The following is a 26,695-nucleotide window of genomic DNA, read 5'->3' on the forward strand; positions in this document are numbered from 1 at the left end:
ACAAAAGAGTGGAGACTGGGCTTATGAAAAATATTTTCGGTGGTTTGCAATGGGCCGTTTTTTTAATCGCTTCTTCTATTGCAGCACCAATCGCAATTGCTAGTATCTTTGAAATGGGCACAACAGATACAGCTTTATTTTTACAACGAACGATGTTTGTATTAGGGATTGCTTGTTTAGTACAAGCATTTATTGGACACCGCATGCCAATCAATGAAGGACCTGCTGGTTTATGGTGGGGAATTTTTATTGTTTACGCAGGGTTAGTTGGAGTTATGTATTCAACTATGGAAGAATCTCTTCAAGCATTGCAAAGCGGTTTGGTGTACAGTGGTATTTTATTTATTGTCTTTGCTTACACGGGATTGGTGGACAAACTAAAAACACTGTTTACTCCTACGATTACTTTTGTTTACTTGTTGCTCTTGGTGCTTCAAATTTGTGAGTCGATTATTGCTGGGTTACTGGGCATTGTTTCAGAAGGAGACCCGGTAGACGTAACCATCTTATTTGGCAGTTTGCTCGTCATCTTATTGACGTTCTTTTTTATGAGCCACCAAGTGCCCTGGATCAGCCGGTATTCAGTCTTATTTGCAATCGCTGCAGGTTGGTTTATTTTCTGGGTTCTTGGTAAATCATCGAAACCCGCAATTGTTAGCGAGTCATTAATATCGTTTCCAAAAATACTTGTCTTTGGACCACTAACTTGGGATACTGGCATGTTTGTCACTGCATTGTTTTTAACCGTTTTGTTGCTGGCTAACATGATGGCATCGATTCGAGTAATGGAAAGTTTGTTGAAAAACGCGTTTTCGATAAAAGTACCTGATCGTGTCAAGCAAGCATCTGCGGCATCTGGCATTAATCATATTCTTGCAGGCTTATTTTCTTCAATCGGCCCTGTACCTATTTCAGGAGCAGCAGGATTTGTCAGCGCGACTAAAACGCCTGCGCTTAGACCTTTTATTTTGGGGGGACTGATTATTGTACTAATTAGCTTTTTTCCTACGCTTATGGCAATTCTTGCTTCATTACCAGTTGCAGTTGCGTATGCTGTTATTTTTGCATTGTTTACAAAAATGGTGGAAATGGCTTTTGTTGAACTTGAAAATGAAAAAAATCGACAACATTCCTATAAAGTAGCTGCATTTGGATTAATGACTGGTATCGGAATTATGTTTATTTCTCCAAAAAGCATGGCGAACTTACCTTCCGTAGTGGCAGCTACTTTATCAAATGGATTAATTACTGGAACAATTCTAGCGATTATTGTAGAACAAGTATTATATATCCGTAAAAGGTAAAGTAAAAAGTCGAGTGCATTCATATGCACTCGACTTTTTAGATAGAAAGATGTTAGGATTGTGAAATTTCAACGCCATCGGCTTTTTCTATTTCGTCCGTTAAGTAAACCAGTTCGTCAATAAGTTCACCGATATAGCTAATCGTATCACGCAAAGGCTGTTCTGTTGTGATATCAACTCCAGCCATTTGCGCGAGTTCTGTTGGCGATTGGGTGCCTCCGGCTTTTAATACTTCGAGCCATTCATCTACAGCGGGCTGTCCTTCTGATAGAATTCGTTTGGATACTTGAGTTGAGATAGTCAGTCCTGCACTATACGTGTACGGATATAAGCCCATATAGTAATGAGGTTGACGCATCCATGTTAACTCAGCACCATCATTTATATCTACAGCATCTCCCCAAAAATCTTCTAAAACGCCTCGCTTAAGCTCATTTAAAATACCAGCATTAACGCTTTGTCCAGCATCGATTCGTTTATATACTTTTCGCTGATAAGCGGCTTCAAGTAAGTGGGTGACAAAGTTATGGTAGTAAGTTCTAGCGACAATTGATGAAATTACCCATCGTCTGAATTTCAAATCACTCGAATCTTTTAATAAATGATTCGCTACGAGCATCTCATTCATGGTCGAAGGAGCCTCAATAAAATAAAGAGAGGGTCTGCCGTTAAAGATGTTCTGTTCTTGGTGAGCGTGGTAAAAATGTCCGGCATGTCCAAGCTCGTGGGCTAATACAAAAACTTCATTCATTCGACCCGTCCAAGAAATTAAAATATAAGGGTGGTCTCCATAAGGACTTGAGCAAAAAGCCCCTGTGGATTTTCCTTTGTTTTGCGCAAAATCAATCCATCTTTCAGAATAAGAACGATCGACCATTTTAATGTAATCAGGTCCCATAATTGCAAGAGCATCATCTATATATTGTTTGGACTGGGCTACTGTAATTTCTGGTTCATAGCTTGGATCTAAAGAAATTTTCAAATCAGCAAAAGTCATTTGATCAAGTCCGTGAACTCTTTGTAAAAGTTTCGCATATTTTTGCATATGTGGCGCAAGTTCACTTGTGATCAAATCAATTTGGCGATCGTAAAGAGAGCGATCTACTTCTTGGTCGAATAATAGATAGTCGAAAATACTAGCATAGCCGCGTAGGTCAGCAGTGGTTTTTTCTGTTTGTAATTGCATATCATAAGTTTTAGCGGTTGTTTGCTGATATTCTTTGAGTTTCGTTGAAAATGCATCAAAGGCTGCACGTCGGAGTTTTGTATTGGTTTCTACTTCCCAATCGCCTTCAAAAGAACCGTAGCTCAGCGGATATTTTTGACCATTTACTTCAAAATCTCCGAAGTTGATATCAGCCATTTTGGTGGTGTTATAGAGGCTGTAAGGTGCGTTAAAAGTCGATGAAAAGGCTGCTAAACTTTTTTCTGCTTCTGGATGCAGTTGATAGGGTTTTTGGCGAAGTAAGTTTTTCAAAAATACTCGAAATTCCGTGGATTCTTCCATTGCTTGCTCCAGAGTTTCTGTAGATAAAGAAAGCAGTTCACTAGTGATGAAGGATAATTGACTACCAATTTTTGCTGCAGTAGCTCCAAATTTACTCGCTTGTAATTGTGCTTTGTCGTTGGTTTGATCCGTGCTTGCTGTTAAATTAGCATGAGTACTTACTAAAACTAGTTTTTCAGTAAAAAGCATATAATCTGTTAAAACTAAAATGACCATTTTTGAATCATTGATTGTTCCTTTAAATTTTTTATTTAAAGCCAGCGCTTGCTTTTCTAGGTTAGTTAACTCTTCATTAAAATCAGTAGAACCATTAAGTAGACTTGATAAATCCCATGTTTCTTCGACAGGAACAGCTGAACGTGCGGGTAAAATATGGACCAATTTTATCTCTCCTCTATGTATTACGGATTTTGAACTAATTACCAGTATAATAGGCAAATATGAAAATGTAAAAATAAACTATCAGAATTTATTAAAAAATTTTAAAAATAGGTTTATTTGTATGGCAAAGGTGGGTACTCTATAAATACAAGGCGGAATCACCGTCAGAAGAATACGACTGGATTTAATCCAGAATCGCCTTCCGACGAGAAACTGCACAGCCTTGGCGGGAAATTTGCTTTACTGACGATATTTACTCTTGTCAGGAACCATCGTTATTCGGGTTTCTATCCGGTAAGTGTTTTAAACAGTAAGTCGTAAGTTTTTTGTGGAAGTGCATTTGAAAGCCTGGCTGCAGAACCAAAAACTCACAGAGAAGTAGATGTGAACAGAAGTGCCTTACAGGCAAGTGACAGTCAGCGTAACTAAACTGCAATGACGAGAGTTTCGTATTCGTCAGAAATGTACAGTTTGTAGAAAGAATTTAATAAGATTTTCCGCGTGCAAAAGATCTCTCGGAATTTTCGAGAGAAGGAAAAAGGAAAAGCATAATCCGATGAAAAGGATTATGCTTTTCCTTTTCGGTTTTGAAAAATCAGTTTTTTTAGTGTAGGCTACAAGTATAGACTTTCATAAAAAATGGAGTTTATGTAACATATGAAATAAAACAACCAAAGGGGAATGGGCTATGAAAAACCAATCGGAAATCGCAATACAAGATGAATATGCGGATAGTTTTGCTTGGTGTTATGGTTGTGGTCGATTAAATAAAGAAGGACATCATTTCCGTACCATGTGGAATGGAGAAAAAACAGTTACGTTATATAAACCAAAAGAAGCACACACCGCTATTCCAGGATTTGTTTATGGTGGACTGATCGCTTCGTTTGTTGATTGTCATGGAACGGGTTCAGCGTCTTTAGCGCTTCACCGAAAAAACGGTTTCGAACCAGGTAGTGGGAAAGAGCCACCGCGATTTGTAACAGCTTCTTTGCATGTGGATTATGTAAAACCTACACCTCAAGGTATTGCATTAAAAGCAATAGGTGTTATTGAAGAAATTCATCCGAAGAAATTCAAAGTAAAGACAGAAGTCTACGCGGGTGATACGCTGTGTGCAACAGGTGAAGTAGTGGCAGTAGTTATGCCAGCTTCTTTTGCTAAATAACTAGTATGAGCTTATAGAAGGAGTGCTTGAAGATGGTGGAAGATAAAAAAAAACAAGAACAGGTTGAGCAGCCAAAAATTGTAGATACAGATGAAGTTGAAAAAGGTGAGTCTGTAGAAACGGAGTCAAAGTTCGATAAAATTTATAGCAATGTGGCATCTAATCGATATGAAAATCTTCGGACGAGTTACATTGAAATTAAAGCAAAAGAATTACGAAAGCGTAAAAAATAAGAGCACCAGTGCTTATGCACTTGCGCTCTTATTTTTTTGGGAGTTTTTCGATTGCCTGTGAAACCACAAACGCTAACTCGTCATTTCCAAAAGATTGAAGGATATCCAATAATGTATCGTGATCAATATCGAGTATTTCTGTATCTGCTTGTTCAATCGCATCGATTAAGACAGCACTTTGCAATTGATCGGGATATGCTCGTTGATAAAGAATAGCAGGATCTAATTGATGGTTTGTGCACCATTGAACAAAAAGTTGAATCATAATTTGTTCATCCTGTTGATACTTTTTAATGATGTACTCATCTCTATTTTCGTTATCCATAGATAAACGCCTCCTGCAGTAATAGTTTGGTGGTAGTAGCATACCAAAAAAATGGGGTACTTGCATGGACTTCTGGTTGTTTTTCCTCTAGAATAAAGGCAAGGCAATGACAGTATCGGAGGGTAAATGATGAAATTATTACAAGTACGAAAAGGACAGTTTGTTTATTACAAAAATGAGTTACACAAAGTATATTCTGTAAAACCATTGGCTAAAAAGTCGGTATTGATGTTCCGTGTGAAAGATATGGAGCAAGTAGATGCTAAAGCTGAGGAAATTACCTTCTACAAACCCAAGCACATGGATTGCTTCTTGTTTTTCGGATCTAAGTATACTTTACTTGAGAAACAACCAGCCGAAGAAGGCGGGTATATTCTGATTACTAAACCAGATCCAGACTATATGGACCATTACTCATTGAACGAATTCGAAAAAGTGGAGTCTGTTGAAGGTAATAATGTAATTACAACACGTCAAAACACTGTTAAATCAAAAGAGTTTCTAGTAATGGCACCAGGTGAAATATCAGGTAGCAACGACATTGCTTACTTTAAAATAGCGGATGTTCCAGCAGAACAGCTGGAAGAAGATGCTAAGTTGGAAGAAGTACTGCGTGAGAAAAACGCAATCCGCCCTTCAATTGGCGATGTTTACTTAAACTTAGATAATACAGGAACAGCAATGGTAGTAGCGATTTTTGGTGAAGAAGTGACTTTAGGTACAGGAGACCGACTTACTTTCCACCAGCTCTATAAAGCAGATAACTGGAGCTACTTATACAATGTTGCTGACGGTGATTTCAGATAATCATGAAAAAGACGACCTATGGGTCGTCTTTTTTGATTCCATTTCTTAAAAGATGCTGCTTTTACGAATTTCACATGACTCATGTGTTTAATACATCGTGTAATTCAGGTGTTTTGTTAATAATGCTAGCTGCAAAAGGACATTCAGGGTTAATTTTTTTGTTTTCGCTACGTGCATATTCAACAATTTGCTCGACTAATTTTTTGCCGATGCCTTGCCCTTCAAGTTTTGAAGAAACTTCAGTATGGTCGACAGTTAATACATCATCGTTTGATGTATAGCTAAGAAATGCTAGCTCTTCAGCATTTTCTGAAACTGAGATTTTATTGTCTTTATGTGTGAAATCCATTTTGAATCCCCTCTCTAATTTGAGTTACTTTGTCTTTTCTTGTATTCCCATTATTACTATAGCTAGTCAACCATTCACAAAGTTTTTAGTTATTTGTTACCGCAGAGTAGTTAAAAGTGAAAAATGGGGTATGACAAAGAACAAGAGGTGATGATAATGGAACAATTAGCAAAAAAAACGATTGATCAGATTGAAAAAGTATTTGATATTCCTTCTGGATACCGGAGAGCACATGCGAGAGGAAAGAGTTATAAAGCAAAGTTTACCGCTACCGGTTCAGCTGAACAGTTTACCATCGCTTCGCATTTTCAAAAAGGAGAGACTAGAGCGTTTGTACGGTTTTCACATTTTTCTCCAGACCCGATGTGGACCGATGCAATGTCTCCAGTTAAAGGAATGGCTGTCCAATTTCATTTATCAGACGGTAGAACGACGAACATTGTTGGAGTTACTTCTCCGATTTTCTTTGCTAAAACACCTGAAATCTTTAGTGAGATGATTGGCGTTGTGAAATCGTTTAAAAAAGGCAAACCGAATTTAAAAGAATTAGGTAGTTTGTTAATGGATTATCCTGAAAGCGGTGCAATGATAAAAAATATCCGAAAAATGCAAGCTCCTTCTAGTTTTACGACAGGACAGTATCATGCGATTCATGTTTTTTATTTTATAAATCAACAAGGACAGAGACAACCGATTAAATATGTGTGGGAACCCGAAACAGTCGCTACTTTATCTCCTTTAGATGTGGTTAAACTGCCTATTGGATCTTTTGAAGCAGATTTGGAAGACAGAATGGCAGAAGGATCGGTGAATTTCAGGCTAGATGTCATCTTGGGACAACCTAATGACCCTACAGATGATCCGACAGTAGAGTGGCCACAAGATCGTGAACGACTCACAATAGGCTCTTTAACGCTTACAGAAGAAGCTGCAGAAATAGATAAAATTGTTTTTGATCCAACATGTGTAACTCAAGGAATTGAGTGCTCAGAAGATCGAATTTTAAACTTTCGTCATCATGCATACCAAATTTCTCATCAACGACGAATGTTAGAAAGTTAAAAAACACAGCTCCGAAAAAAAGAGCTGTGTTTTTTTAATAAAGTTTTCCTTGACGATACAATACGGTTGATAAGCGTTGAACAGCGTGTATAAAACAATTTTGACGCAGTGCAAATGGATCTCCGTAATATTGCGGCAACATCATGTCCATTGTTTCCTTCATTTTGTCTATCAATAAACGATAAACTTCGGCTTCATCATAAAATTGGGTTTCACGACCCTGTAACCATTCAAAGTAAGAAACAATAACGCCACCAGCATTTGCTAGAATGTCGGGAATGATAACTACCCCTTGTTCACTCAAGTATTGATCAGCTTCTGGTGCGGTAGGTGCATTTGCGCCTTCAATGATAATGCGGGCCTGGACGTCTTTCATATTATCTTCTCGAATTTGATTTTCTAGCGCTGCAAGAAGTAGAACGTCGACAGGCAACGTAACGAGACTGTCTCGTTCTTTAACATCAGCCTTAATAGTGGCATTTTGCAGTTGCTCTTCAGTTGAAGGTAAATCCCCTCGATGTGTTTTGGCAAATTCGGCTAGTGCGGGTATATCCAATCCGTCTTCGTTATATAGAGTGACGTTACGGTCACTGACAGCCACAATTTTGTGATTGATCAAATGACAATGGAAGGCTTCAAGAGCTGCAACGGAGCCCACATTTCCGAATCCTTGGACAGCCATTTTCAGTGGACGGTCGTACAGCTCTAGTGTCGTTTTTGCAAAAGGATTGTCGCTATTGGCAAGCATTTGCTTGTTAGCCTTCACATAATCATAAAGCAAGTAGCGAAAAGTAAAGTATACACCTTTACCGGTTGCTTCGCGTCTGCCAAGAGAGCCACCATTTACAACACTTTTACCAGTAAAACTTCCTAAGTATGGGGTGCCGTCATTGATTTCCTTGTATGCTGCCATCATCCAATCCATTTCTCGTTCTCCTGAACCCATATCCGGTGCAGGAATGTCTTTATCAGGACCGATAACATCCGCAAAATAACGAACATACTCTCTAGAAATAAGATGTAATTCTTTTTCTGAGTAATTCCGTGGATTGATAACGATCCCACCTTTGCCCCCACCAAATGGTACTTGGTGAAGTGCATTTTTTAAAGTCATCAAAAAAGCAAGGTTGATGATTTCATCTTCATTGACGCTTTCGTGAAAACGAATTCCCCCTTTATAAGGACCCATTGCATTATTGTGTTGTGCACGGTAAGAAGGGATTCGCACCACACTTCCATCATCCAAAGGAATTCTCAGAAATGACTTATGGATATTGTCGGGTGTGGAAAGAATGGCACTTAGTGAAGTAAATGCCTGTCTGCGATTTTCTAGGTCGGGTAAAAAAGAGTCATTTTCTAGTAAGGCATCTAATGATTCCTGTATGACTTTTTGAGTTTCTGTCTGCATGACTAGAACACCTCCGAATATATAGTTTATTATCCTATACCCCAACCTTCTTGATTTAATCAATAAAAAAAGTCGTCTTCGAGAGTGTTTCTCAAAGACGACTTTTCTTATTTTTTGTTTTTTATCATGTCCATTTCAGAGTTTAACGCTTTGAATAAAGAAATGACCATTAAAATAATGACGAAAGAGAAAGGCAATGCCGCAACGATTATGGTGTTTTGCACTGCAGTTAAACCACCTACAGATAATAGAATTGCAGCTACCGTAGATTGAGCAATTCCCCATAAAATTTTGATTTGATTGCTTGGTAGTAGCGAGCCGCGTGTTGATTGCATTCCCAACACAAAAGTAGCTGAATCCGCTGATGTGATAAAGAATGTGCTGACCAGTAAAATGGCGACGATTGACATGATAAACCCGAGAGGCATCTCATTGAACATCGCAAACAAAGTTTGTTCAGCTGGGAAAGAAGCTAAATCTATACCACTTTTTTGAAAGTTGATTGCTGTTGTTCCAAAAGTGGCGAACCAGATCGATCCAAAAATCGTTGGCGCAAGTACGACACCCGTCAGAAACTCGCGAATGGTACGGCCTTTAGAGACCCGCGCGATAAACATACTGACAAATGGTGCCCATGAAATCCACCATGCCCAGTAGAAAATAGTCCAGCCGTCCAACCAGCTACGGTTTTCCGCATCTAATGGAGCAGATTTGAAACTTGTACTAATTAGATTTTGAATATATTCTCCGAAATTTTCCGTGAACATGTTCAAGATTAACAAAGTTGGACCTAATATTAACACCATTACTAGAAGAACGACGGCTAAAACCATATTGGTATTAGACAAATACTTGATGCCTTTGTTAAGTCCTGACCATGCTGAAATGATGAACAGAATGGTGACCACGCCGATAATCGCCATCTGTACCCAATAAGTTTGAGGTGCGCCAAATAAATAAGCGAGTCCACCATTAATTTGAGCAGCACCAAAGCCAAGCGAAGTTGCTACACCAAATACTGTAGCAAAAACAGCAAGTACATCAACAAGCGTTCCTAAAGGACCGTTCATTTTATCACCAAAAATGGGCTTTAACGTTGATGAAATTAATGCAGGTTGGCCTTTTCTAAATTGGAAAAAGGCTAAAGACAACGCAACCATTCCGTACATCGTCCAAACGTGAATTCCCCAATGATAAAAAGTTCGTTGCAAGGATTCCTTGAATGCCTCATCCGTTCCTGGAACAGCAGTTGCCGGTTGAACGGCAAAATGAGACAAAGGTTCAGAAGCCCCATAAAAGACTAGACCAATCCCCATTCCTGCAGAGAATAACATAGAAATCCAAGTGAATGTTGAGAATTCTGGTCGATCTGAATCTTTTCCAAGCCGGATCTTACCATATGGACTAACAATGATGATAACAACAAAAATCATTAGAATAGCCATAATCAATAAATAATACCAACCAAATGCTGTATTGATAAAATTGCGGATGTTTCCAGTAGCAGACTCAAAGGCTTCAGGCGCGATAACGCCAAAAGCAACAGTTAAAATAACTAGTGCAAATGTGATATAAAAGACTTTCGAAGCTTTTTTCATAAATCCTCCTTTAAAATGTTTTTAACATAGTTACTAAGGTTACCTAAAAGCTTCAAAGTAGTCAACTAGAGAAGTAGTCATATGGGTGCTTAGTTGTCCCAATTCTCCATTTGTTCTTCTTCTGTTACAACTCTTAAATCGTCGCCAGTTATGGTTAATACTTCATAATTCGATTTTTCTGCATAACGTTCTGCTTCTTTTTTTATAAATTTAGGCGAGCCATCTGTTTCTTCATCGTAAAGGATTAAAATGCCATCTGAATTACGTAAGAAAAACTTGTTTTTCTCGATAAACTGCCAAGGGGCTTCGTAAGGTTTGCTCGTTAAACTACGATAAAAATCAGCCTTCTCGACAATCAGTCGATAGTTTTCTTGCTTTGTTTCGTTCCACCTTTTTTCTTGATCAAGAAATGGAGGTAACAAAGCATATTTCAATTGAGGAAATTCTTCTTTTAACTCTAGAACTACTTCCGCAGCCCAGGTTTCCACTCCTAGCTGACCACTTAAAATAACCCATTCTAATCCTTCATCTAACAACGTACGAAAGCGATTTTCTAAGGTTTTTTTAATAAAACGAATGCCTGGGTTTTTTTCGTCAAATATACCGAGTTCGTGTTGTTTATAGCCTGTAACAACTAATCGTTTCAACAATAGCGACACTCCTTTTAGTTAGTCACTCCTTAGTTTACAGGAGAAGAGATAAATTGAATACGTTCATAAAGTGTTAAAAATCTATTCTTATTTATTTGAATAATTAAATTTCAATGGCTATTCATGATAAGATGAGAAGCATCTAGTAAAGCAATAAACAACAAAGGAGGGCATCATATGATTAGCTTAAACGAAATGAAAAAAGCACTTCAAGAAATACGCAGTAGCATTCACTTAACGCCAATATTGACTTCTTCTCAATTGGATAAGCAGTGTGGAATGAACGTTTTTTTAAAAGCAGAGCATCTTCAAAAAACAGGGTCTTTTAAAATACGCGGAGCTACTAACGCTGTCAAGCAGGCATTTGCGAAAGGAGCGCGTTTTGTTACAGCTGCGTCGTCGGGAAATCATGGACAAGCTGTTGCTTACGTTGCCAATCAGCTAGGTATACCAGCAGTAATTGTAGTGCCGGAAGATGCCAATCGTGTAAAAATTGCCGCTATTAAAGCATACGGCGCAGAAGTTGAGTATTGTGGACTAACATCTGCAGATCGAATACCAAGAGCCAAACAGTGTGCACAAGAAAACAACGGGGTATATATACCGCCCTACGATTATCCTGCAATTATCGCTGGGCAAGGAACAGTAGGGCTTGAAATTTTAGAGCAAGTAACGAATATTGACGTAATTGTCGTACCAGTGGGGGGAGGGGGATTGATTGGTGGCATTTTATGCGCAATCAAAAACATAAAGCCAGAAATTAAGGTAATTGGTGTAGAACCCGAAACTGCAAACGATACGTTTCTATCCCTTCAAAACGGGAAAATCACTGCAATTTCTGGAACCTCAACCATTGCAGACGGACTCCGCACCTCACAGCCTGGAGATTTGACTTTTCCAATTTTAAAAGAACACTTGGACGAACTGGTTTTAGTGACAGAAGTCGAAATAAAAAAAGCATGTCAATTTCTCTTAGAACGCACGAAGCAACTTGTAGAACCATCAGGTGCAACTGCTCTCGCTGCAGTCATGTCGGGCAAAGCCGGCAAGAAAAATGATAAAGTCGTAGTTATATTGTCTGGTGGGAATATCGATTTACAGCAGATTTCAAGTATTATTGAAAACTGAACGATTAGACAAATTTAAAGCGTAAACTAGCGATAACAAAATAGCGTGCAATAGATAAAGAAGATGAAAGTATAAATACAGAAAAAAGACCGCATGAAAAATTAGCTGATAAAAAACTAGATGTAACTTCAGCGCAAAAAGTTCACTAAAGGAATGACTTTAAAAAAGCTAACGAAATTTAAAAAACAGGCTGACCATTATTTTATGGTCAGCCTGTTTTTTTTATGAAAAATGCATCCTTGCAATCCAAAATTAGAAGCTGTAACATTAAATTTAATTATTCTGAACATACCGACTAGTTAGTGTAAAGTTTATCATGAGTCAGGAGGATGAAAAATGAATGTAATGGATTTGTTTGCATTAAACGGTAAGACAGCCATTATCACAGGTGGTGGAAGAGGATTAGGGGCAATAATGGCTGAAGCTTTTGCAGAAGCAGGAGCCAATGTAGTCGTGTGCTCCCGAAAAGTTGAAGCGTGCCGAGAAACAGCAAAAAAATTAGAAGAAATGGGTGTAAAGACGTTAGCGTTGGCGTGTGATGTAACCGATGAAGAAGACGTAAGAAATGTCATTCAAAAAACACTCGAAAAATTTGGATCGATAGATATTTTAGTCAATAACTCGGGAGCCACATGGGGGGCGCCTGTTGTGGATATGCCTCTTGAAGCATGGAAAAAAGTGATGGATGTTAATGTGACGGGCACATTTTTAATGAGCCGTGAAGTTGGAAAAACAATGATTGAGCAAAAGAGCGGGAAAATCATTAACATTGCATCAGTTGCAGGACTAGGTGGAATCGATCCAATGTTAATGGATACCATCGGCTACAATACGAGCAAAGGTGCGGTGATTACATTTACAAAAGACTTAGCTGCAAAATGGGGGCAACACAATATCAATGTAAATGCAATCGCCCCTGGATTCTTTCCGACAAAAATGTCAAAAACGGTGATGGAAAAAGGACAGCAAGGATTGTTATCTAAAACGCCTTTAAATCGTTTTGGAACAGAAGAAGATTTGAAAGGAACTGCTTTGTTTTTAGGATCTAGGGCATCGGACTATATAACTGGAGATGTCGTTATCGTCGATGGTGGCATGCACGTCCTTTAACTTCAAGGACAATGAATGGCGGTGGAAAATTATGAAAAATGATATCAAACAAACGAGCATTCTACTATTTGAAAAGAAAGGTTTTAGTGATACCTCCATACAAGACATTGTTGAAACTGTAGGGGTTACTAAAGGGACTTTTTACTATTATTTCATAAGTAAAGAGCAATTACTGATGGACATACATATGGGCTATATCGATGATTTGCTAGAGCGTCAAGGGAGAATTCGTCAAAATCAGCTTAGCAATCGTCAAAAAGTAGAAGAGCTTGTTGCGTTATTGATCACAGATATAGCAGACTATGGACCGAATGGCAAAGTGTTTTTTAGAGAAATGCGCCACCTTCGCGAAGATCATGTGATACAAGTAAAGCAAAAGCGTGAAAAATTTCGAAAAAATCTAGAAGATATTATAAGTAAAGGCATCGCTCAACAGGAATTTCGAAAAGAACTTCAACCTGAAATAATCGCGTTTGCCATTTTAGGCGTTACCAATTGGAGTTATCAATGGTTTAATCCATCAGGAGAAATTTCAGCAGACCAACTAGCACATGTATATTGTGACTTAATTTTTAATGGCATTGTTTGAGACGTGAAAGGAGAAACCGAAATGGTATATGAAATTCCAGTAAAAGTACGGTTTTGTGAAACAGATGCATTGGGGCATATTAGCAACATTAGCTATTTTATATACTTAGAAGAAGTGCGTACTGATTTTTTTGCGGAATTGGGTTTTGGACGCGACCTTAATAATTGGAAAATTATACTCGCTTCAATTTCCTGTGATTTTATCAGTCAAGGGTATTACGACCAAAAATTGATCGTTCTAACAGAAGTTAGTAGAATTGGGAATTCGAGTTTTCAGTTAGTGCATAAAATTAAAGACGTGGAAAGTGGACAATTGATTGCAAAAGGACAAGCAGATGCGGTCCACTTTAACTTCGATACGCAAAAAAGTGAAGATTTGCCTGAAGACAAACGTCAGCAACTTGAAAGGTATTTGATTTAAATGGACTCGATAAAGGAAAGCGACACGGTACAAAAGCGTATTAAAAGCAAAAAATATTTTTTTAGGAGGAGCAAGAATGAAAATTATCAAATTTGAAGAATATGGCGGTCCTGAAGTTTTACAATTTGTTGAAGCTGAGAAACCTGATTTTTCCGATAGAGAAGTCATCGTTGAAGTAAAGGCGATTGGTATTAATTATGCAGATACAGCAAGGCGCGAAGGAAAGTATGTCGTACCAACGGAACTGCCTTATGTTCCAGGATCTGAAGTAGCTGGAGTCATTGTAGAAGTAGGGCGAGATGTAACGAAGTTTCAAAAAGGAGATCGAATTGTCGCCTTAATTGGTTCGTCAGGCTACGCTGAATATGCAGCAGTTAATGAAAATGTACTAACAAAAATTCCAGAAGGTGTCGACTTTGACCAGGCGGTAGCGTTGCCACTTCAAGGCTTAAGTGCATATCATATATTAAAAACAATGGGACGCATTGAAAAAGGAGAAACAGTGTTGATTCATGCAGCAGCCGGTGGGGTAGGTGCTATTGCTGTGCAATTGGCACGGATTTTTGGAGCTGAAAAAATTATTGCTACAGCCAGTACAGAAGAAAAACTTTTTCATGCACAGAAAATGGGTGCTACTCACCTAGTCAATTACACAGAAGAAGGGTGGGTCGAAAAAATAAAAACGCTAACTGACGGAAAAGGCGTTGATTTAGCACTCGAAATGGTTGGTGGAGAAGTATTCAATCAAACCTTAAAGTGTTTAGCTCCATTCGGTCGTCTCGTTGTATTTGGGGCTGCTAGTGGTGAACAATCTTCTTTTAATCCAGGACAATTGATGCGTAAAAACCAGTCAATCATTGGGTTTTTCCTACCACAAATTATGCGTTATCCAGAGTTGTTTCAAAAGAGTTTTGGTGAATTGCTGGCTTATATGAAGAGTGGAGAACTCGTGCTAACGATTGGTGGGATTTATCCGTTGTCAGAAGCTGCAAAAGCACATGAATCGCTTCAAGGAAGAAAAACCATTGGCAAGTTGGTTTTAAAACCATGATGCGAGCTCCGTCCAATGAAAATCTCGCCGCTAACGCGATGTTAGAAAAACTAGGCGTTGAACGGGTTCGGATTGATTTACCATTTCGTTTAAATCATGTCAACTGCTTTATGGCAGAAAAAGAAGAAGGATGGACCATCATTGATGCTGGGTTGAATAATAAGGTTACAAGAAACTTATGGGGCAAAAAATTGATTGATAAAAAAGTTGCCGATATATTAGTTACTCATTATCATCCAGATCATTTTGGCTATGCTGGGGGCTTACAAGAAAAAACAGGCGCTAAAGTATGGATGTCAGAAATTGATACGCAATTAGGGATGAATGCTTGGGAAACTTCTTTTTTAGAAACGATTCCTGCTAATTATCGTGCATCTGGAATACCTGAAGAACAGATATTGAAGATGACAAAAAACGTAGAGGAGTTTCAGGCGCTTGTTTCTCCATTACCCGTGATTGGTCAGTACTTAACAGAAGTAGACACTGTGCAAATAGGAGAGTTCGAATACCAAGTGATTCGTACACCAGGTCATTCAGACGGGATGGTTTGCTTTTACAGTGAAGAACAAAGTACTTTGTTTGCCGCTGATCATATTTTACCGAAAATCACGCCGAACATTTCATATTGGTTTCACGGAGATTCAAATCCTTTAGCATCTTATATCAAATCTTTGAAAAATATACGAAAGTTAAATGCAGAATTTGTTATTCCGTCTCACGGAGACCCATTTTATGGATCGAATCAGCGGATTGATGAACTACTGGCTCACCATGATGAACGGTTAAATGAGACGGTAAAAGTCATCAAAGAGCCACTTACGGTTTATCAAGCATGCCAAGAGTTATTTAAACGACCTTTAACAGTGCATGAACTGCGTTTTGCTGTTGGTGAAACACTATCTCACTTAGAATATTTGCGATACGAAAATGAATGTACGCGTGAACGAGTCAATGGCATTTGGCAGTATAAAAAAGTATAGAAAAGGAGAAGGAAAATGAAAATTTTAATTGTAGGTGCTGGTGCAATCGGTGGATACTTCGGTGGTCGTTTGTTGGAAAAAGGAGAAGACGTTACTTTTCTGGTAAGAGAAAAAAGAAGAGAAAAACTAGAACAAACAGGTTTGAACATTAGCAGTAAAAATGGTGATCTTCAATTGACACCTAAACTCATTACAAAAGAAGACCCCAATCAAGTCTTTGATGTCGTATTGATTTCGACAAAATCATATCAGCTTGAACATGCGATAAAAGACGTAGAACCATTTGTTGGACCAGAGACGATGGTGTTACCGCTATTAAATGGCATCGCTCATATGCAAACTTTAATCGAAGCCTTTGGTGAAGAACGCGTGATTGGTGGTTTATGCTTTATCGAAACCACTTTAGGGGAAGACGGAACTATTGTTCAGACGAGTCCTGTCAACCAACTGATATACGGGGAACGAACGGGTGAGCAAACTGAGCGGATTCAGAAATTGGAGAAAAGCTTTACAGGTACAAAAGCAGACTTTGTCAAAAGCGACAACATCAATCAAGAGATGTGGCATAAGTATTTGTTCATAACCACAATGTCTGGAATTACTTCTATGATGGAAATGCCCATTGGACCTATAAAAGAGCTTGAATCAGGACAACAAACAATAAAGACATTTTTAGTAGAACTTGTAGCAATTATGGAGAAGATAGATGCACCAATTCAAAAAGGAATTGCTGAAGTGCAATTAAAAAGAATCAATAGTATGTCAGCGGAGATGAAATCGTCTATGCAACGAGATATCGAAAAGTTCCAACCTACAGAATTTGAACATTTACAAGGTTACTTGCTTTTAAGAGCTAAAGAAAAAGCTGTGCAAACACCAATTCTTGAACTGATTTATACGAAGTTAAAATTGTATGAACAGAATCTATATGCAGATAAATAAAGACTAAAGAAATATCCTTTAGAACATATAATTTTTTTGCAGTTAGCTACGACGAGCATACAAACGGACTTTGGTGTCTTCAAAAGTAAAGAGAAGGAGTTGGGAAAATGAATGCAATTGCATTAGCCGTTATTGGGATTTTTATATTTATATTGGGTTACCGCTTTTATTCCAAATTTATAGCAGAGAAGATTTTTAAACTTGATCCAAATTATGTTACGCCTGCACATCGTTTTAAAGACGGTGTCGATTTTGTGCCAACTAATAAATTTGTTTTGTGGGGACATCATTTTACTTCAGTAGCCGGTGCTGCACCGATTTTAGGGCCAGCCATTGCAGTGTATTGGGGGTGGTTGCCAGCAGTTCTCTGGGTAGTGCTAGGAACCGTATTTGCCGCTGGGGTTCATGATTTTGGTACATTGGTGCTATCGGTGCGAAACAAAGGTCAGTCAGTTGGAACGCTTGCTCACCGGTTGATCGGTCAGCGAGGAAAAGTTTTGTTCTTGTTCATCATTTTAATCTTAGTGCTAATGGTCAATGCAGTGTTCGCTTGGGTTATTGCCAAACTGTTCATTTCTTATCCAGCAAGTGTTATTCCGGTATTTATTCAAATTCCTTTAGCGATTTGGATTGGTCATGCTGTTTATAAGAAAAACAAGAAAATGTTGATTCCTTCTGTATTTGCTTTGGTGGTCATGTATATAACAGCTATTATTGCTAGCCAAGTTAGTTTTCTTCAAATTGATCTTGTTCAATATATGGGAGGAGAAAATGGAACTGGCATATTCGGACTTGATCCAATTTCAACAGCGTTCTTTATTTGGATTATTGTTTTGATGGTCTATGTCTATATTGCTTCTACATTACCAGTTTGGAAATTACTTCAGCCGCGTGACTTTATCAACTCTCATCAATTGATTGTTGGTCTGGGTATTCTTTATTTAGGGTTGTTGTTTACTAATCCTGAAATCACAGCCCCCATGACTAATCCAGACGCTGATATTTCCTGGTTCCCGTTATTGTTCATTACCATTGCTTGTGGTGCGATTTCTGGATTCCACGGACTTGTTTCATCGGGGACGTCTTCAAAGCAATTAGATAAAGAAACAGATGCTCGTTTTGTCGGTTATTTAGGAGCGATTGGAGAAGGGATTTTAGCATTGATTTCGATAATTGCTGTTATCACCTTGTTCCCTGATCGCGAGTCGTTTTTCGCGACATATAGTAGTTTTCAAGCTTCGAATGGAGCGGGTTTAGGCGCATTTATTGAAGGGGCTACTAACTTAGCGCAAGGCTTACTAATTCCAGCGGAAGTTGCTTCAACGATTGTTTCGATTATTGTTGTATCATTTGCTGCGACAACTTTGGATACGTCAGTTCGATTGATGCGTTACATCATTTCTGAGTTAGGTGTCGAATACAAAATTCCGTCTCTTGAGAAAAAGCATGTAGCGACCACACTTGCGGTTGGTGCAAGTGCTGCATTAGTTTTGCTGCCTGAAGGACCAAACGGATTTGGGTCAGGTGGCTACTTGTTATGGCCGCTTTTTGGAACAGCCAATCAACTGCTTGCTGGCATCAGCTTATTGCTCATATCCATATGGCTTAAGAAGCTTGGGCGAAACTACATGATTACCATTATCCCAATGGTTTTCCTCATGTTTATGACGCTTTGGGCAATGTTCCAACAAGTGTTCTTGCAATGGGCATGGTATGCAGAACAACCAAGTATGTTATTGTTCATATTTGGAGCCATCATCTTTGTCTTTACGCTATGGATTATTTTGACGGCGGTTCAGGCATTGTTAAATAAAACAGATCCAGGTTTCTCAGAAGACGAGTAAAACAAAAAAACAGCAAAGGCTCATGGGTTATGTGGTCCTTTCCATTTATAGTAGAAAGAGGTGCTGATATGCTGGTGTTCGATAAATTAAAACAATTGATTGCTTTTTATGAAGCTGTCCTTGAATTGCCACATCGCACTGAAATTGCACGTGAACTACGAGATGAAGACGATTTATTCTTGTTAATGCTGTATTCAGAGATGTTAGGAATCCCTAATCCTGTGTATTATTACACGTTAGAATTGTATCCATATATGATTGAAGAGTTTCATGATTGGCATCTACGTATGGGGATGGATAAATCTCCATTAACTGGTATTCGTTGCTGTTAGTTGTTTCAGAAATGAGGTAAAAAAATGGATGTGTTATCTAAAAAGATCATTTTTGTAGGCGGAAAAGGGGGTGTTGGCAAATCAACATCAGCAGCAGCAATTGCTTGGAAGTCAGCTGAAGCAGGCAATAAAACCTTGTTGATTTCAACAGATCCAGCTCACAATGTAGGAGACATTTTTAACCAAGAAATTGGAGGTAAAATAAAAGCGATTGCCGATAATTTGTATGCTCTTGAAATTGATCCTGAAATTGAAACAGATGCCTATATTAAAACGGTAAAAGCCAACATTAAAGGAACGGTTCATTCTAGTATGATGGAAGAAGTGAACCGACAATTAGATACCGCAAAAGCTTCTCCAGGTGCTGATGAAGCGGCACTGTTCGATAAACTGATTCATATCATTTTAGAAGAACGAAAAAATTTCGATAAGTTAATATTTGATACGGCTCCTACAGGTCATACGATTCGATTGTTAACATTACCCGAACTAATGGGAGTTTGGATTGAAGGGTTGCTTGAAAAACGTCGTAAAACCAATGAAAACTACTCACAGTTATTGAATGATGGTGAACCGAGAGAAGATCCCATTTATGATGTGTTGAGAGAACGGCAAAAACGTTTTTCAAAAGCGCGTGATTTATTGTTGGATGAAAAAGAAACAGGATTTATTTTTGTCTTAAATCCAGAACGACTACCTATTTTGGAAACCCAAAAAGCAATAGAGTTACTTCACAATTACGATCTCCACGTTAAGACACTTATTATTAACAAAGTGTTACCAGAAGAAGCAGATGGTGAATTTTTAATGGAAAGAAAAAAACATGAAAAGAAATATATGCACCAAATTGAAGAAACGTTCTCAAAACAGAAACTTGTCTATGTTCCCTTTTTTTCACAAGACATTATTAGCAAAAAACAACTAGAATTGTTCAGTAGTTTTTTCAAGGAAGGATGAATTAAATGAAAGCATTTGTAATGGCATCAAGTCAGTGGAAACTAACAGATATGGCAGAACCAAAGGCAAAGTCAGATGAAGTGGTTGTAGCGTTAAAAGCATCAGGAATCAATCGCAGAGATTTAGGTCTGATCAAACGTTACGGAGATAATTCAGCTCCTTTAATTGTTGGTTCTGATGGAGCTGGAATAGTAGAATCGGTTGGCGAAGACGTGACTGATTTTGCTTATGGAGATGAAGTCATTATTAATCCAGCACTGCGCTGGTATACCAATAGTGAAGCACCTCCTGCTGAATTTGATATTCTGGGCATGCCAGATCACGGAACTTTTGCTGAGAAAATTGCTATATCTGCTGAACAATTAGAGAAAAAGCCTGCTCATTTAAGTTGGGAAGAAGCCGGAAGTTTAGCATTGCCAGCATTGACTGGGTACCGTGCATTGTTTACAAAAGGACAATTAAAAAAAGGCGATACGTTATTTATCCCAGGAGCAGGGAGCGGCGTTGCAACTTTCTTAATTCAATTTGCTAAAAACAGTGGAGCTCGAGTAATTGTAACTTCGCGCAGTGAAGAAAAAAGACAGTATGCAAAAGAAATTGGAGCAGATTTAGCTATTGCGACAGACAGTGATTGGGAAAAAGAACTAGAAGGTGAAACCATTGACCTTGTAATTGACAGTGTCGGAGCAGCAACTTTTAATCGCTCGCTTGATGTGTTGAAAAAAGGTGGTCGTATTGTTGTTTTTGGAGCTACAACAGAAGATACAGTTGAGTTGAATTTGCGTACATTCTTTTATGGGCAATATCAATTAATTGGTTCAACGATGGGGAGTCGGGAAGAGTTGCGCGAAATGTTAGCTCATATGGAATCTCACAACATGAACCCAATTATTGATAAAATCTATCCGCTCGGTCAAGCACAAGAAGCATTTGATTATTTAGCATCTGGCAATCAGTTTGGTAAAGTCGTTTTAAGTATTAATCAATAAAAAAAGCCCCTCGGGGCTTTTTTTATTGATACCAACTTCCGACGATGGGATAGTCGAAAGTTTCGTTTTTGAGTGCTCTAAGAATTCCCATGATGGGAACGATTATGCCCATCAATCCGAAAACAATTAGCATTGGAATGCCAATCAAGAAAATGACTAACCAACTAGAAAGAAACAGCAATGCGCCTATCGCTAATTGGAAGAGTAAAGCTTGAATTGATAATCTTTTTACTTCTTTGTCATCAGAAATTAAGAACACGATCACTGGAACAAGAAATGGTGCAAAAAATGCACTGGCATGGACAAGTACTTTTAATCCGGTATTTTCCATTTTTTAACCTCCAGTCAAATAGTTACTATTCTTTATATACGGATAAGTAGCTCAAAAGTTTCATTTACTTATTATTATTCGAGAATATACGTTAAAGCTTTGATAGCTTGGTCACACGTTTCGACAGTAGCACTTGCTTTTCTCGACAATTCTTTTAATGGATGATGCAATTTCTCTGGACGAATGAGTATGACAGGTTTACCCGAAGCAAGTGCTGCACTAGCGTCCATTGCAGTGTTCCATTGTTTGTACTGTTCGCCAAAGAGCGCAATAACTAAATCAGCTTTGTGCATCAACACACTTGTACGCAAATTATTAAAGCTAGAAGCCGCATGATCTTTTGCGATGGCGGTAGATTGCTCACCGAGAATATCGTCGCCGATATTATCTGAACGTTCGTGAATTTCCATTGGACCTACAAAATCGATTGGCAAATCTAACGCAGCAGATTTCTTTTTAATTTCTTCGCGCCAATCGCTATGAATTTCTCCAGCAAGATAAACAGTCAATTTCATCATATCACCCTCCAAAAGGTATTTCTTCAAGTGTATCATAATGGACATAGCAGCTTATATGATTTGACGTTCTTTAACTATAACGGGCATCAGTGAAAGGACATTATCTATTTTAAAGGTTCTTTTCTTGTGGCGAAGAAAGCAATAAGCTTGGAATGAATCTCCACGAATCGATAAAATTTTAACGCGTCGTTTGCTGATCGTGCCATCGTTTGCAATATACATCATATCAACTAATTGTTGATACGAAAAAGCTTTTTGAATTTGTGTTTTCATGAATAACCCTCCTCTATAAATAGAACGTTTGTTCTTATTATAAAACAAGAGCTAGATTAAAACAAGCAAGTAATATCGTGTATAATGGAACGAACGTATATTCTTTTGCAACAAACGAAAGGGGTAATTTGATGAAGTTTTTTCATACTGCCGACTGGCATTTAGGAAAATTAGTACAAGGCGTTTATATGACAGAAGATCAACAATTCGTACTTAAACAATTTATAGATGCAATCGAAGAAGAAAAGCCGGATGCTATTATTATTGCTGGAGATTTGTATGACCGAGCTGTACCGCCAACAGATGCAGTTAATTTACTTGACGAGGTGCTCGCACAAATCGTATTAAAGTTGGAAATACCAGTCTTAGCAGTAGCAGGCAATCACGACAGCCCAGGAAGATTAAATTTTGGTAGTCGATTAATGAAAGGAAACGAAATTTATATAGCAGGACATGTACATAAAAATCATCAAGCGGTAGTGTTAGAAGATCGCTTTGGAAAAGTCTATTTTCATTTGATTCCTTATGCAGATCCTTCGGTGATTCGCTATGAGTTTAAAGATGAATCTATTCGTACACATGATGATGCCATGAAGGCAATTACAGACAATATTAAATCGGTGTATGATTCACAAGCTCGCCATGTTTTTGTTGGTCACGCTTTTGTAACAAGTCATGGTGAACAAGAAGAGAATACGAGCGACTCGGAACGCCCTCTTGCTATTGGCGGTGCAGAGCATGTAGATGTGCGTCATTTTGATGGGTTTCACTATACAGCGCTAGGACATTTACATAAAGCACATTATGTGCTGAATGAAACCATCCGCTATTCAGGATCGCCTTTAAAATATTCAATCTCAGAAGAACATCATAAAAAAGGATTTCATATCGTGGAACTAGATGCACAAGGTGGAGTAACTGTAGAAAAGCGCTTGTTTGCGCCAACACGTGACATGCGAACGGTAGAAGGTACGATGGACGATATTTTAAGTCACGAAATAAGTGAAGACTTTGTCTTCGTCACATTACTAGATGATGCTCCGGTGCTTTTTCCAATGGAAAAAGTGCGTTCTGTTTATCCAAATGCGATGCATATAGAACGGAAAAATTTTTCTGGAACTATGGTTGAAAGTCATACAGGTTCGCGCCGAAAAATGGATTCCTTGTCGTTATTCCATGCTTTTTATGAAGAAGTAAAAAGTGAAAAAGCGACAGATGCGACAGTTGAAATTTTTAAAGAAGTTTTACAAGAATTCCTTTACGAAGAACCTGTCAAAAAAGAAGAGGTGAAGTCATGAGACCCTTAAAACTAAAAATGACTGCATTTGGTCCTTATAAAAATACGGAAGAAATTGATTTTGCCGATTTACAAGGAAACCAGTTGTTCGTTATTTCTGGAAGTACGGGCTCTGGAAAGACGACCATTTTTGATGGTATTTGTTTTGCTTTGTATGGTGCTGCTAGTGGTTCTGATCGCAGCGAGTCACGAATTTTGAGAAGTGATTTTGCAGATGACAAAACCCATACTGCTGTTGAAATGGAGTTTGAAATTCACGGAAAAAAATACCGTGTACTACGCCAAATGAGTCATGTGAAAAAAGGCAATAAAAGTCCGACTGGAGAGCGTTATGAATTTTTCGAGTTAACAGCAGAAGGTGAAAAGCCGGCTGTTGAACGTCAAATTGTTTCGGAAATCAATCGACGTATCGAAGAAATTGTCGGATTGACGCAAAATCAATTTAGTCAGATTGTCATGCTACCACAAGGTGAATTTCGAAAACTGCTGACATCGGAAACAGACAATAAAGAAGAAATTCTTCGGAAAATATTCAAAACAGAGCCTTACAAATTGATTAGCGAACGACTTAAACAAAAAAAAGATGAAGCTGAAAAAAGTGTAGTGCGAGAGCAGCAAAATCTCTCTATTTACATTCAGCGCATAAGTGATTCCTTGCCAAGTCGAGACTCCGAACTTTTTGAAGTGCTAAGTCGAGAGCACAGGAACATCAACCAAGTTCTGAAAGGATTAGAAACAGAAATTTTCTATTATAAAGAAAAAATTAATGAAGATGATGAAAAATATGAAAAAGCATATCAACTTCATAAAGATAAGTTGAATGCTTATCACGAAGCGAAAAAATGGAATGATCGGTTTAGCGAACTTCATACAAAACAAAAGCAATTGCAACAGTTAGAACAACGTCAGTCTGAATACGCAGAAAAAGAAAAGGCTTTGCAAGCAGCAGAACGCGCTAGCTATATTGCTAGTATCGAAACCACGTTTGACGAATTGCGCAAAGATGAAATTGAGAAAAGTAACGAGCTAGAACGAGCAATACTTCAGCAAGAAAAAGCAGAACAAGCGAAAATTTCTGCTGAAAAAATGTTTCAAGCGCAAGAACAACTTCAAGATGATCGCGAGCAACTGAGTGAGAAGCTCGTTTATTTAAAAAAATTATTGCCGGTTATTCAAGAACTCAGTGACAAAGAAAACAATGTCATAAACTTGAAAAAAACTGTAAATTATTCAGAAACGCAATTTAAAAAAACAGAAAAAGCACTTGGCATACAGAAAAACGAAAAACAGCAATTAGATGAAAACATAGCCGTATTACAAGATGTTTTAGACTCGTCTGAAGAAACGCAACAAAAACTGTCAATTGCTACTGAAAAACATCGAGTACTTTGTGACTATGTTTTAGTAGAACAGCAAGTACAACAGCAACGAGCAATAGAAAAAGAAAACAAAGTAAAATTTGAAGAAATGGCCACATCCTATCATCAACTAGAAGCGCAATGGTTTGCTAACCAAGCGTATGTTCTTGCCGGGCAATTGCATGACGGAAAAGCATGTCCTGTTTGTGGAAGTATTGAACATCCTGGAGCAGATTTGACGAATATAGAAAATGTAGTAACGAAAGAACAAGTAGAATCGACGAAATTTAGTTTTGATCGAGTGGATGGAGAATTTCGCAATGCATCAGCTAAATTACGTACGTTGCAAGAACAATTGGAAAACAAAACCAGTGAATTAGCAAAGCATGAACTACAAGTCAATCGAGCAGAAGAAGATGTGACTTTGTTTGAGCAAACAAAAAAACAATTAATTGAAAAAGTAAGACAACAGCAAGCACATAAACTCGAATTGCGGAAATGGCAAGAGCAATTGACTAGCTGTGTAAAAAAAGTGGAGGAAGTAGAAAAAAGTAAAGAAGAGGCTTCAAAACAACTACAACAGCATAGTTCCGCTTTCCAAACTGCAAAGGCAGTTTTTGAAAACGAATTAGCTGCTGTTCCAGAAGAGCTTCGAGAGTTAGCCGTTTTACAAGAGCAGTTGCAACAAGCATCTGCTCAAAAGAAAAAACTTGAGCAAAACTGGAAAAATGCGCAAGAACAATTCCAACAGTCCAAAGAACAATCAATCCGTGCAGGAGTTTCTGTTCAACATGCTCAAGATACTGCCAAAGAAATAGAGCAAAAGAGAAAAAAAGCGCAACTGCAATTTACTGCAGCTTTAGCTCAATCATCATTTGACTCAGAACAAGCGTATCAACAAGCGAAAATGACAGAAGCGGTATTTGTGTCGTTGAAAAAAGAAATGATAGAATTCAACCAAATGCGTCATACCTTAACGCAACAAGTCTATGAATTAGAAGAGATACTTAGAGAGCAATCCGTAAAAGATTTAAGCCAATCAGAAGAAGAACTTGCTAAATTGAAAGCAATTTACGAAACAGCTTTTTCAGAACGAACTCGTTCACATGATTACGAAAAAATAGGGAATAAATTGAGTCAAAGTATTCAAGGAGTAGTTGAAAGCGCACTGGAAGCTGAAGAAAAATTCAACCAAATTGCTGATTTGCATAATATGATTCGAGGACAAAATGAGTTAAAAATTTCATTTGAACGCTATTTACAAATCGAGTATCTTGAACAAATCATTTTATCTGCCAATGAACGACTGAAAAATTTATCGAACGGACAATTTTATTTGATTCGCAGTGATCGACAAGAATCACGAGGCAAACAAAGTGGATTGGGTCTAGACGTTTACGATGCTTACACGGGACAGACGCGTGATGTGAAAACCATGTCGGGTGGGGAAAAATTCAACGCCTCATTATGTTTAGCACTTGGAATGGCGGACGTCATTCAAAGTTTCCAAGGCAATGTCTCAATTGATACAATGTTTATTGACGAAGGATTTGGTTCGCTCGATGAAGAGTCGCTCAATAAATCAATTGAAACTTTGATTGATCTGCAAAAATCAGGGCGAATGATTGGCGTCATCTCACATGTACAAGAACTAAAAGCTGCGATTCCTGCCATATTACAAGTTGAAAAATCCAAAGAAGGATATAGCCGTACAAAGTTTTTGATCAAATAAAGAATAAAATCAAGGTTGGTCGTGTTTAACGTATTCGTGAAAAGTGAATGGT

Annotated in this window: 27 protein-coding genes; 18 read left to right on the forward strand and 9 right to left on the reverse strand. The window is 38.1% G+C overall.

Translation table 11 applies throughout. The features are described 5' to 3' along the window. Nucleotides 1-23: 23 nt before the first annotated feature. The gene (locus I858_RS01770; RefSeq protein WP_049694042.1) at nucleotides 24-1,304 is read left to right on the forward strand and encodes a purine/pyrimidine permease; all 1,281 of its coding nucleotides are present in this window, start codon (nucleotides 24-26) and stop codon (nucleotides 1,302-1,304) included. Between the two features lie 52 nt (nucleotides 1,305-1,356). Here the strand turns inward: I858_RS01770 and pepF are convergent, their stop codons facing one another. Continuing rightward, nucleotides 1,357-3,192 carry an oligoendopeptidase F gene (gene pepF / locus I858_RS01775; RefSeq protein ID WP_049694041.1) on the reverse strand — a complete coding sequence of 612 codons (1,836 nt, stop codon included), beginning with the start codon at nucleotides 3,190-3,192 and terminating at the stop codon, nucleotides 1,357-1,359. 688 nt (nucleotides 3,193-3,880) lie between these two features. On the opposite strand from pepF, the gene I858_RS01780 reads away from it, so the two are divergent. Further along, on the forward strand, nucleotides 3,881-4,360 hold the full coding sequence (locus I858_RS01780; protein WP_049694040.1) for a PaaI family thioesterase: 480 nt from the start codon (nucleotides 3,881-3,883) through the stop codon (nucleotides 4,358-4,360). Nucleotides 4,361-4,392: 32 nt separating this feature from the next. Continuing rightward, nucleotides 4,393-4,593, forward strand: coding sequence for a hypothetical protein (locus I858_RS01785; RefSeq protein ID WP_049694039.1), 201 nt, complete (start codon nucleotides 4,393-4,395; stop codon nucleotides 4,591-4,593). Nucleotides 4,594-4,621: 28 nt separating this feature from the next. Here the strand turns inward: I858_RS01785 and I858_RS01790 are convergent, their stop codons facing one another. Then, nucleotides 4,622-4,918 (reverse strand): BTB/POZ domain-containing protein, encoded by a 297-nt coding sequence (locus I858_RS01790; protein ID WP_049694038.1) that lies wholly within the window; start codon nucleotides 4,916-4,918, stop codon nucleotides 4,622-4,624. Nucleotides 4,919-5,047: 129 nt separating this feature from the next. Between I858_RS01790 and I858_RS01795 the strand changes: the two genes are divergently transcribed. Beyond that, nucleotides 5,048-5,725, forward strand: coding sequence for a hypothetical protein (locus I858_RS01795; RefSeq protein ID WP_049694037.1), 678 nt, complete (start codon nucleotides 5,048-5,050; stop codon nucleotides 5,723-5,725). A 79-nt stretch (nucleotides 5,726-5,804) separates the two neighbouring features. Here I858_RS01795 and I858_RS01800 read toward each other — a convergent pair whose 3' ends face one another. Continuing rightward, a complete protein-coding gene (locus I858_RS01800) occupies nucleotides 5,805-6,074 on the reverse strand; it encodes a GNAT family N-acetyltransferase (RefSeq protein WP_049694036.1) in 270 nt (89 codons plus the stop codon). A 156-nt stretch (nucleotides 6,075-6,230) separates the two neighbouring features. Between I858_RS01800 and I858_RS01805 the strand changes: the two genes are divergently transcribed. Then, on the forward strand, nucleotides 6,231-7,136 hold the full coding sequence (locus I858_RS01805; protein WP_049694035.1) for a catalase: 906 nt from the start codon (nucleotides 6,231-6,233) through the stop codon (nucleotides 7,134-7,136). A 34-nt stretch (nucleotides 7,137-7,170) separates the two neighbouring features. Here I858_RS01805 and I858_RS01810 read toward each other — a convergent pair whose 3' ends face one another. The 3 genes from I858_RS01810 to I858_RS01820 all read right to left on the reverse strand — a co-directional run bounded on the left by I858_RS01810 (nucleotide 7,171) and on the right by I858_RS01820 (nucleotide 10,792). Then, nucleotides 7,171-8,544 carry a Glu/Leu/Phe/Val family dehydrogenase gene (locus I858_RS01810; RefSeq protein ID WP_049694034.1) on the reverse strand — a complete coding sequence of 458 codons (1,374 nt, stop codon included), beginning with the start codon at nucleotides 8,542-8,544 and terminating at the stop codon, nucleotides 7,171-7,173. A 107-nt stretch (nucleotides 8,545-8,651) separates the two neighbouring features. Continuing rightward, nucleotides 8,652-10,142, reverse strand: coding sequence for a glycine betaine uptake BCCT transporter (locus tag I858_RS01815; RefSeq protein ID WP_049694033.1), 1,491 nt, complete (start codon nucleotides 10,140-10,142; stop codon nucleotides 8,652-8,654). 89 nt (nucleotides 10,143-10,231) lie between these two features. Continuing rightward, nucleotides 10,232-10,792, reverse strand: a complete 561-nt coding sequence (locus I858_RS01820) for an SLOG family protein (RefSeq protein ID WP_049694032.1) — start codon at nucleotides 10,790-10,792, stop codon at nucleotides 10,232-10,234. 177 nt (nucleotides 10,793-10,969) lie between these two features. Between I858_RS01820 and I858_RS01825 the strand changes: the two genes are divergently transcribed. The 11 genes from I858_RS01825 to I858_RS01875 all read left to right on the forward strand — a co-directional run bounded on the left by I858_RS01825 (nucleotide 10,970) and on the right by I858_RS01875 (nucleotide 21,134). After that, nucleotides 10,970-11,920: a threonine ammonia-lyase gene (locus I858_RS01825; RefSeq protein ID WP_049694031.1), complete on the forward strand. Its 951-nt coding sequence runs from the start codon at nucleotides 10,970-10,972 to the stop codon at nucleotides 11,918-11,920. A 336-nt stretch (nucleotides 11,921-12,256) separates the two neighbouring features. Beyond that, entirely contained in the window at nucleotides 12,257-13,030 is a 774-nt protein-coding gene (locus I858_RS01830; protein ID WP_049694030.1) for an SDR family oxidoreductase, read from the forward strand. 31 nt (nucleotides 13,031-13,061) lie between these two features. Then, nucleotides 13,062-13,619, forward strand: a complete 558-nt coding sequence (locus I858_RS01835) for a TetR/AcrR family transcriptional regulator (protein WP_049694029.1) — start codon at nucleotides 13,062-13,064, stop codon at nucleotides 13,617-13,619. 21 nt (nucleotides 13,620-13,640) lie between these two features. After that, a complete protein-coding gene (locus I858_RS01840) occupies nucleotides 13,641-14,039 on the forward strand; it encodes an acyl-CoA thioesterase (RefSeq protein WP_049694028.1) in 399 nt (132 codons plus the stop codon). 76 nt (nucleotides 14,040-14,115) lie between these two features. After that, a complete protein-coding gene (locus I858_RS01845; protein WP_049694027.1) occupies nucleotides 14,116-15,090 on the forward strand; it encodes a quinone oxidoreductase family protein in 975 nt (324 codons plus the stop codon). A gap of 38 nt (nucleotides 15,091-15,128) precedes the next feature. After that, nucleotides 15,129-16,070, forward strand: coding sequence for an MBL fold metallo-hydrolase (locus I858_RS01850; protein ID WP_049694092.1), 942 nt, complete (start codon nucleotides 15,129-15,131; stop codon nucleotides 16,068-16,070). Nucleotides 16,071-16,085: 15 nt separating this feature from the next. After that, nucleotides 16,086-17,012: a ketopantoate reductase family protein gene (locus tag I858_RS01855; RefSeq protein ID WP_049694026.1), complete on the forward strand. Its 927-nt coding sequence runs from the start codon at nucleotides 16,086-16,088 to the stop codon at nucleotides 17,010-17,012. Between the two features lie 107 nt (nucleotides 17,013-17,119). Next, a complete protein-coding gene (locus I858_RS01860) occupies nucleotides 17,120-18,856 on the forward strand; it encodes a carbon starvation CstA family protein (RefSeq protein WP_049694025.1) in 1,737 nt (578 codons plus the stop codon). Between the two features lie 68 nt (nucleotides 18,857-18,924). Further along, nucleotides 18,925-19,188 (forward strand): cory-CC-star protein, encoded by a 264-nt coding sequence (locus I858_RS01865; protein WP_006829350.1) that lies wholly within the window; start codon nucleotides 18,925-18,927, stop codon nucleotides 19,186-19,188. A 24-nt stretch (nucleotides 19,189-19,212) separates the two neighbouring features. Then, nucleotides 19,213-20,145, forward strand: a complete 933-nt coding sequence (locus tag I858_RS01870; protein ID WP_049694024.1) for an ArsA family ATPase — start codon at nucleotides 19,213-19,215, stop codon at nucleotides 20,143-20,145. Between the two features lie 5 nt (nucleotides 20,146-20,150). Continuing rightward, complete coding sequence (locus I858_RS01875) at nucleotides 20,151-21,134, forward strand: zinc-binding dehydrogenase (RefSeq protein ID WP_049694023.1); 984 nt, start codon at nucleotides 20,151-20,153, stop codon at nucleotides 21,132-21,134. Nucleotides 21,135-21,156: 22 nt separating this feature from the next. Here the strand turns inward: I858_RS01875 and I858_RS01880 are convergent, their stop codons facing one another. From I858_RS01880 to I858_RS01890, 3 genes are all read right to left on the reverse strand, one after another. Continuing rightward, complete coding sequence (locus I858_RS01880) at nucleotides 21,157-21,465, reverse strand: DUF4870 domain-containing protein (RefSeq protein ID WP_049694022.1); 309 nt, start codon at nucleotides 21,463-21,465, stop codon at nucleotides 21,157-21,159. Nucleotides 21,466-21,539: 74 nt separating this feature from the next. Further along, the gene (locus I858_RS01885) at nucleotides 21,540-21,980 is read right to left on the reverse strand and encodes a YtoQ family protein (RefSeq protein ID WP_049694021.1); all 441 of its coding nucleotides are present in this window, start codon (nucleotides 21,978-21,980) and stop codon (nucleotides 21,540-21,542) included. Between the two features lie 54 nt (nucleotides 21,981-22,034). After that, nucleotides 22,035-22,256, reverse strand: a complete 222-nt coding sequence (locus I858_RS01890; RefSeq protein ID WP_049694020.1) for a transcriptional regulator — start codon at nucleotides 22,254-22,256, stop codon at nucleotides 22,035-22,037. Between the two features lie 131 nt (nucleotides 22,257-22,387). Here I858_RS01890 and I858_RS01895 point away from each other — a divergent pair, with 131 nt between their 5' ends. Continuing rightward, a complete protein-coding gene (locus I858_RS01895) occupies nucleotides 22,388-23,554 on the forward strand; it encodes an exonuclease SbcCD subunit D (protein ID WP_049694019.1) in 1,167 nt (388 codons plus the stop codon). Further along, entirely contained in the window at nucleotides 23,551-26,643 is a 3,093-nt protein-coding gene (locus I858_RS01900) for an AAA family ATPase (RefSeq protein WP_049694018.1), read from the forward strand. The genes I858_RS01895 and I858_RS01900 overlap by 4 nt, the downstream gene beginning before the upstream one ends. Nucleotides 26,644-26,695: the final 52 nt, after the last annotated feature.

This window comes from Planococcus versutus, assembly GCF_001186155.3.
GTDB classification, from domain to species: Bacteria; Bacillota; Bacilli; order Bacillales_A; family Planococcaceae; genus Planococcus; species Planococcus versutus.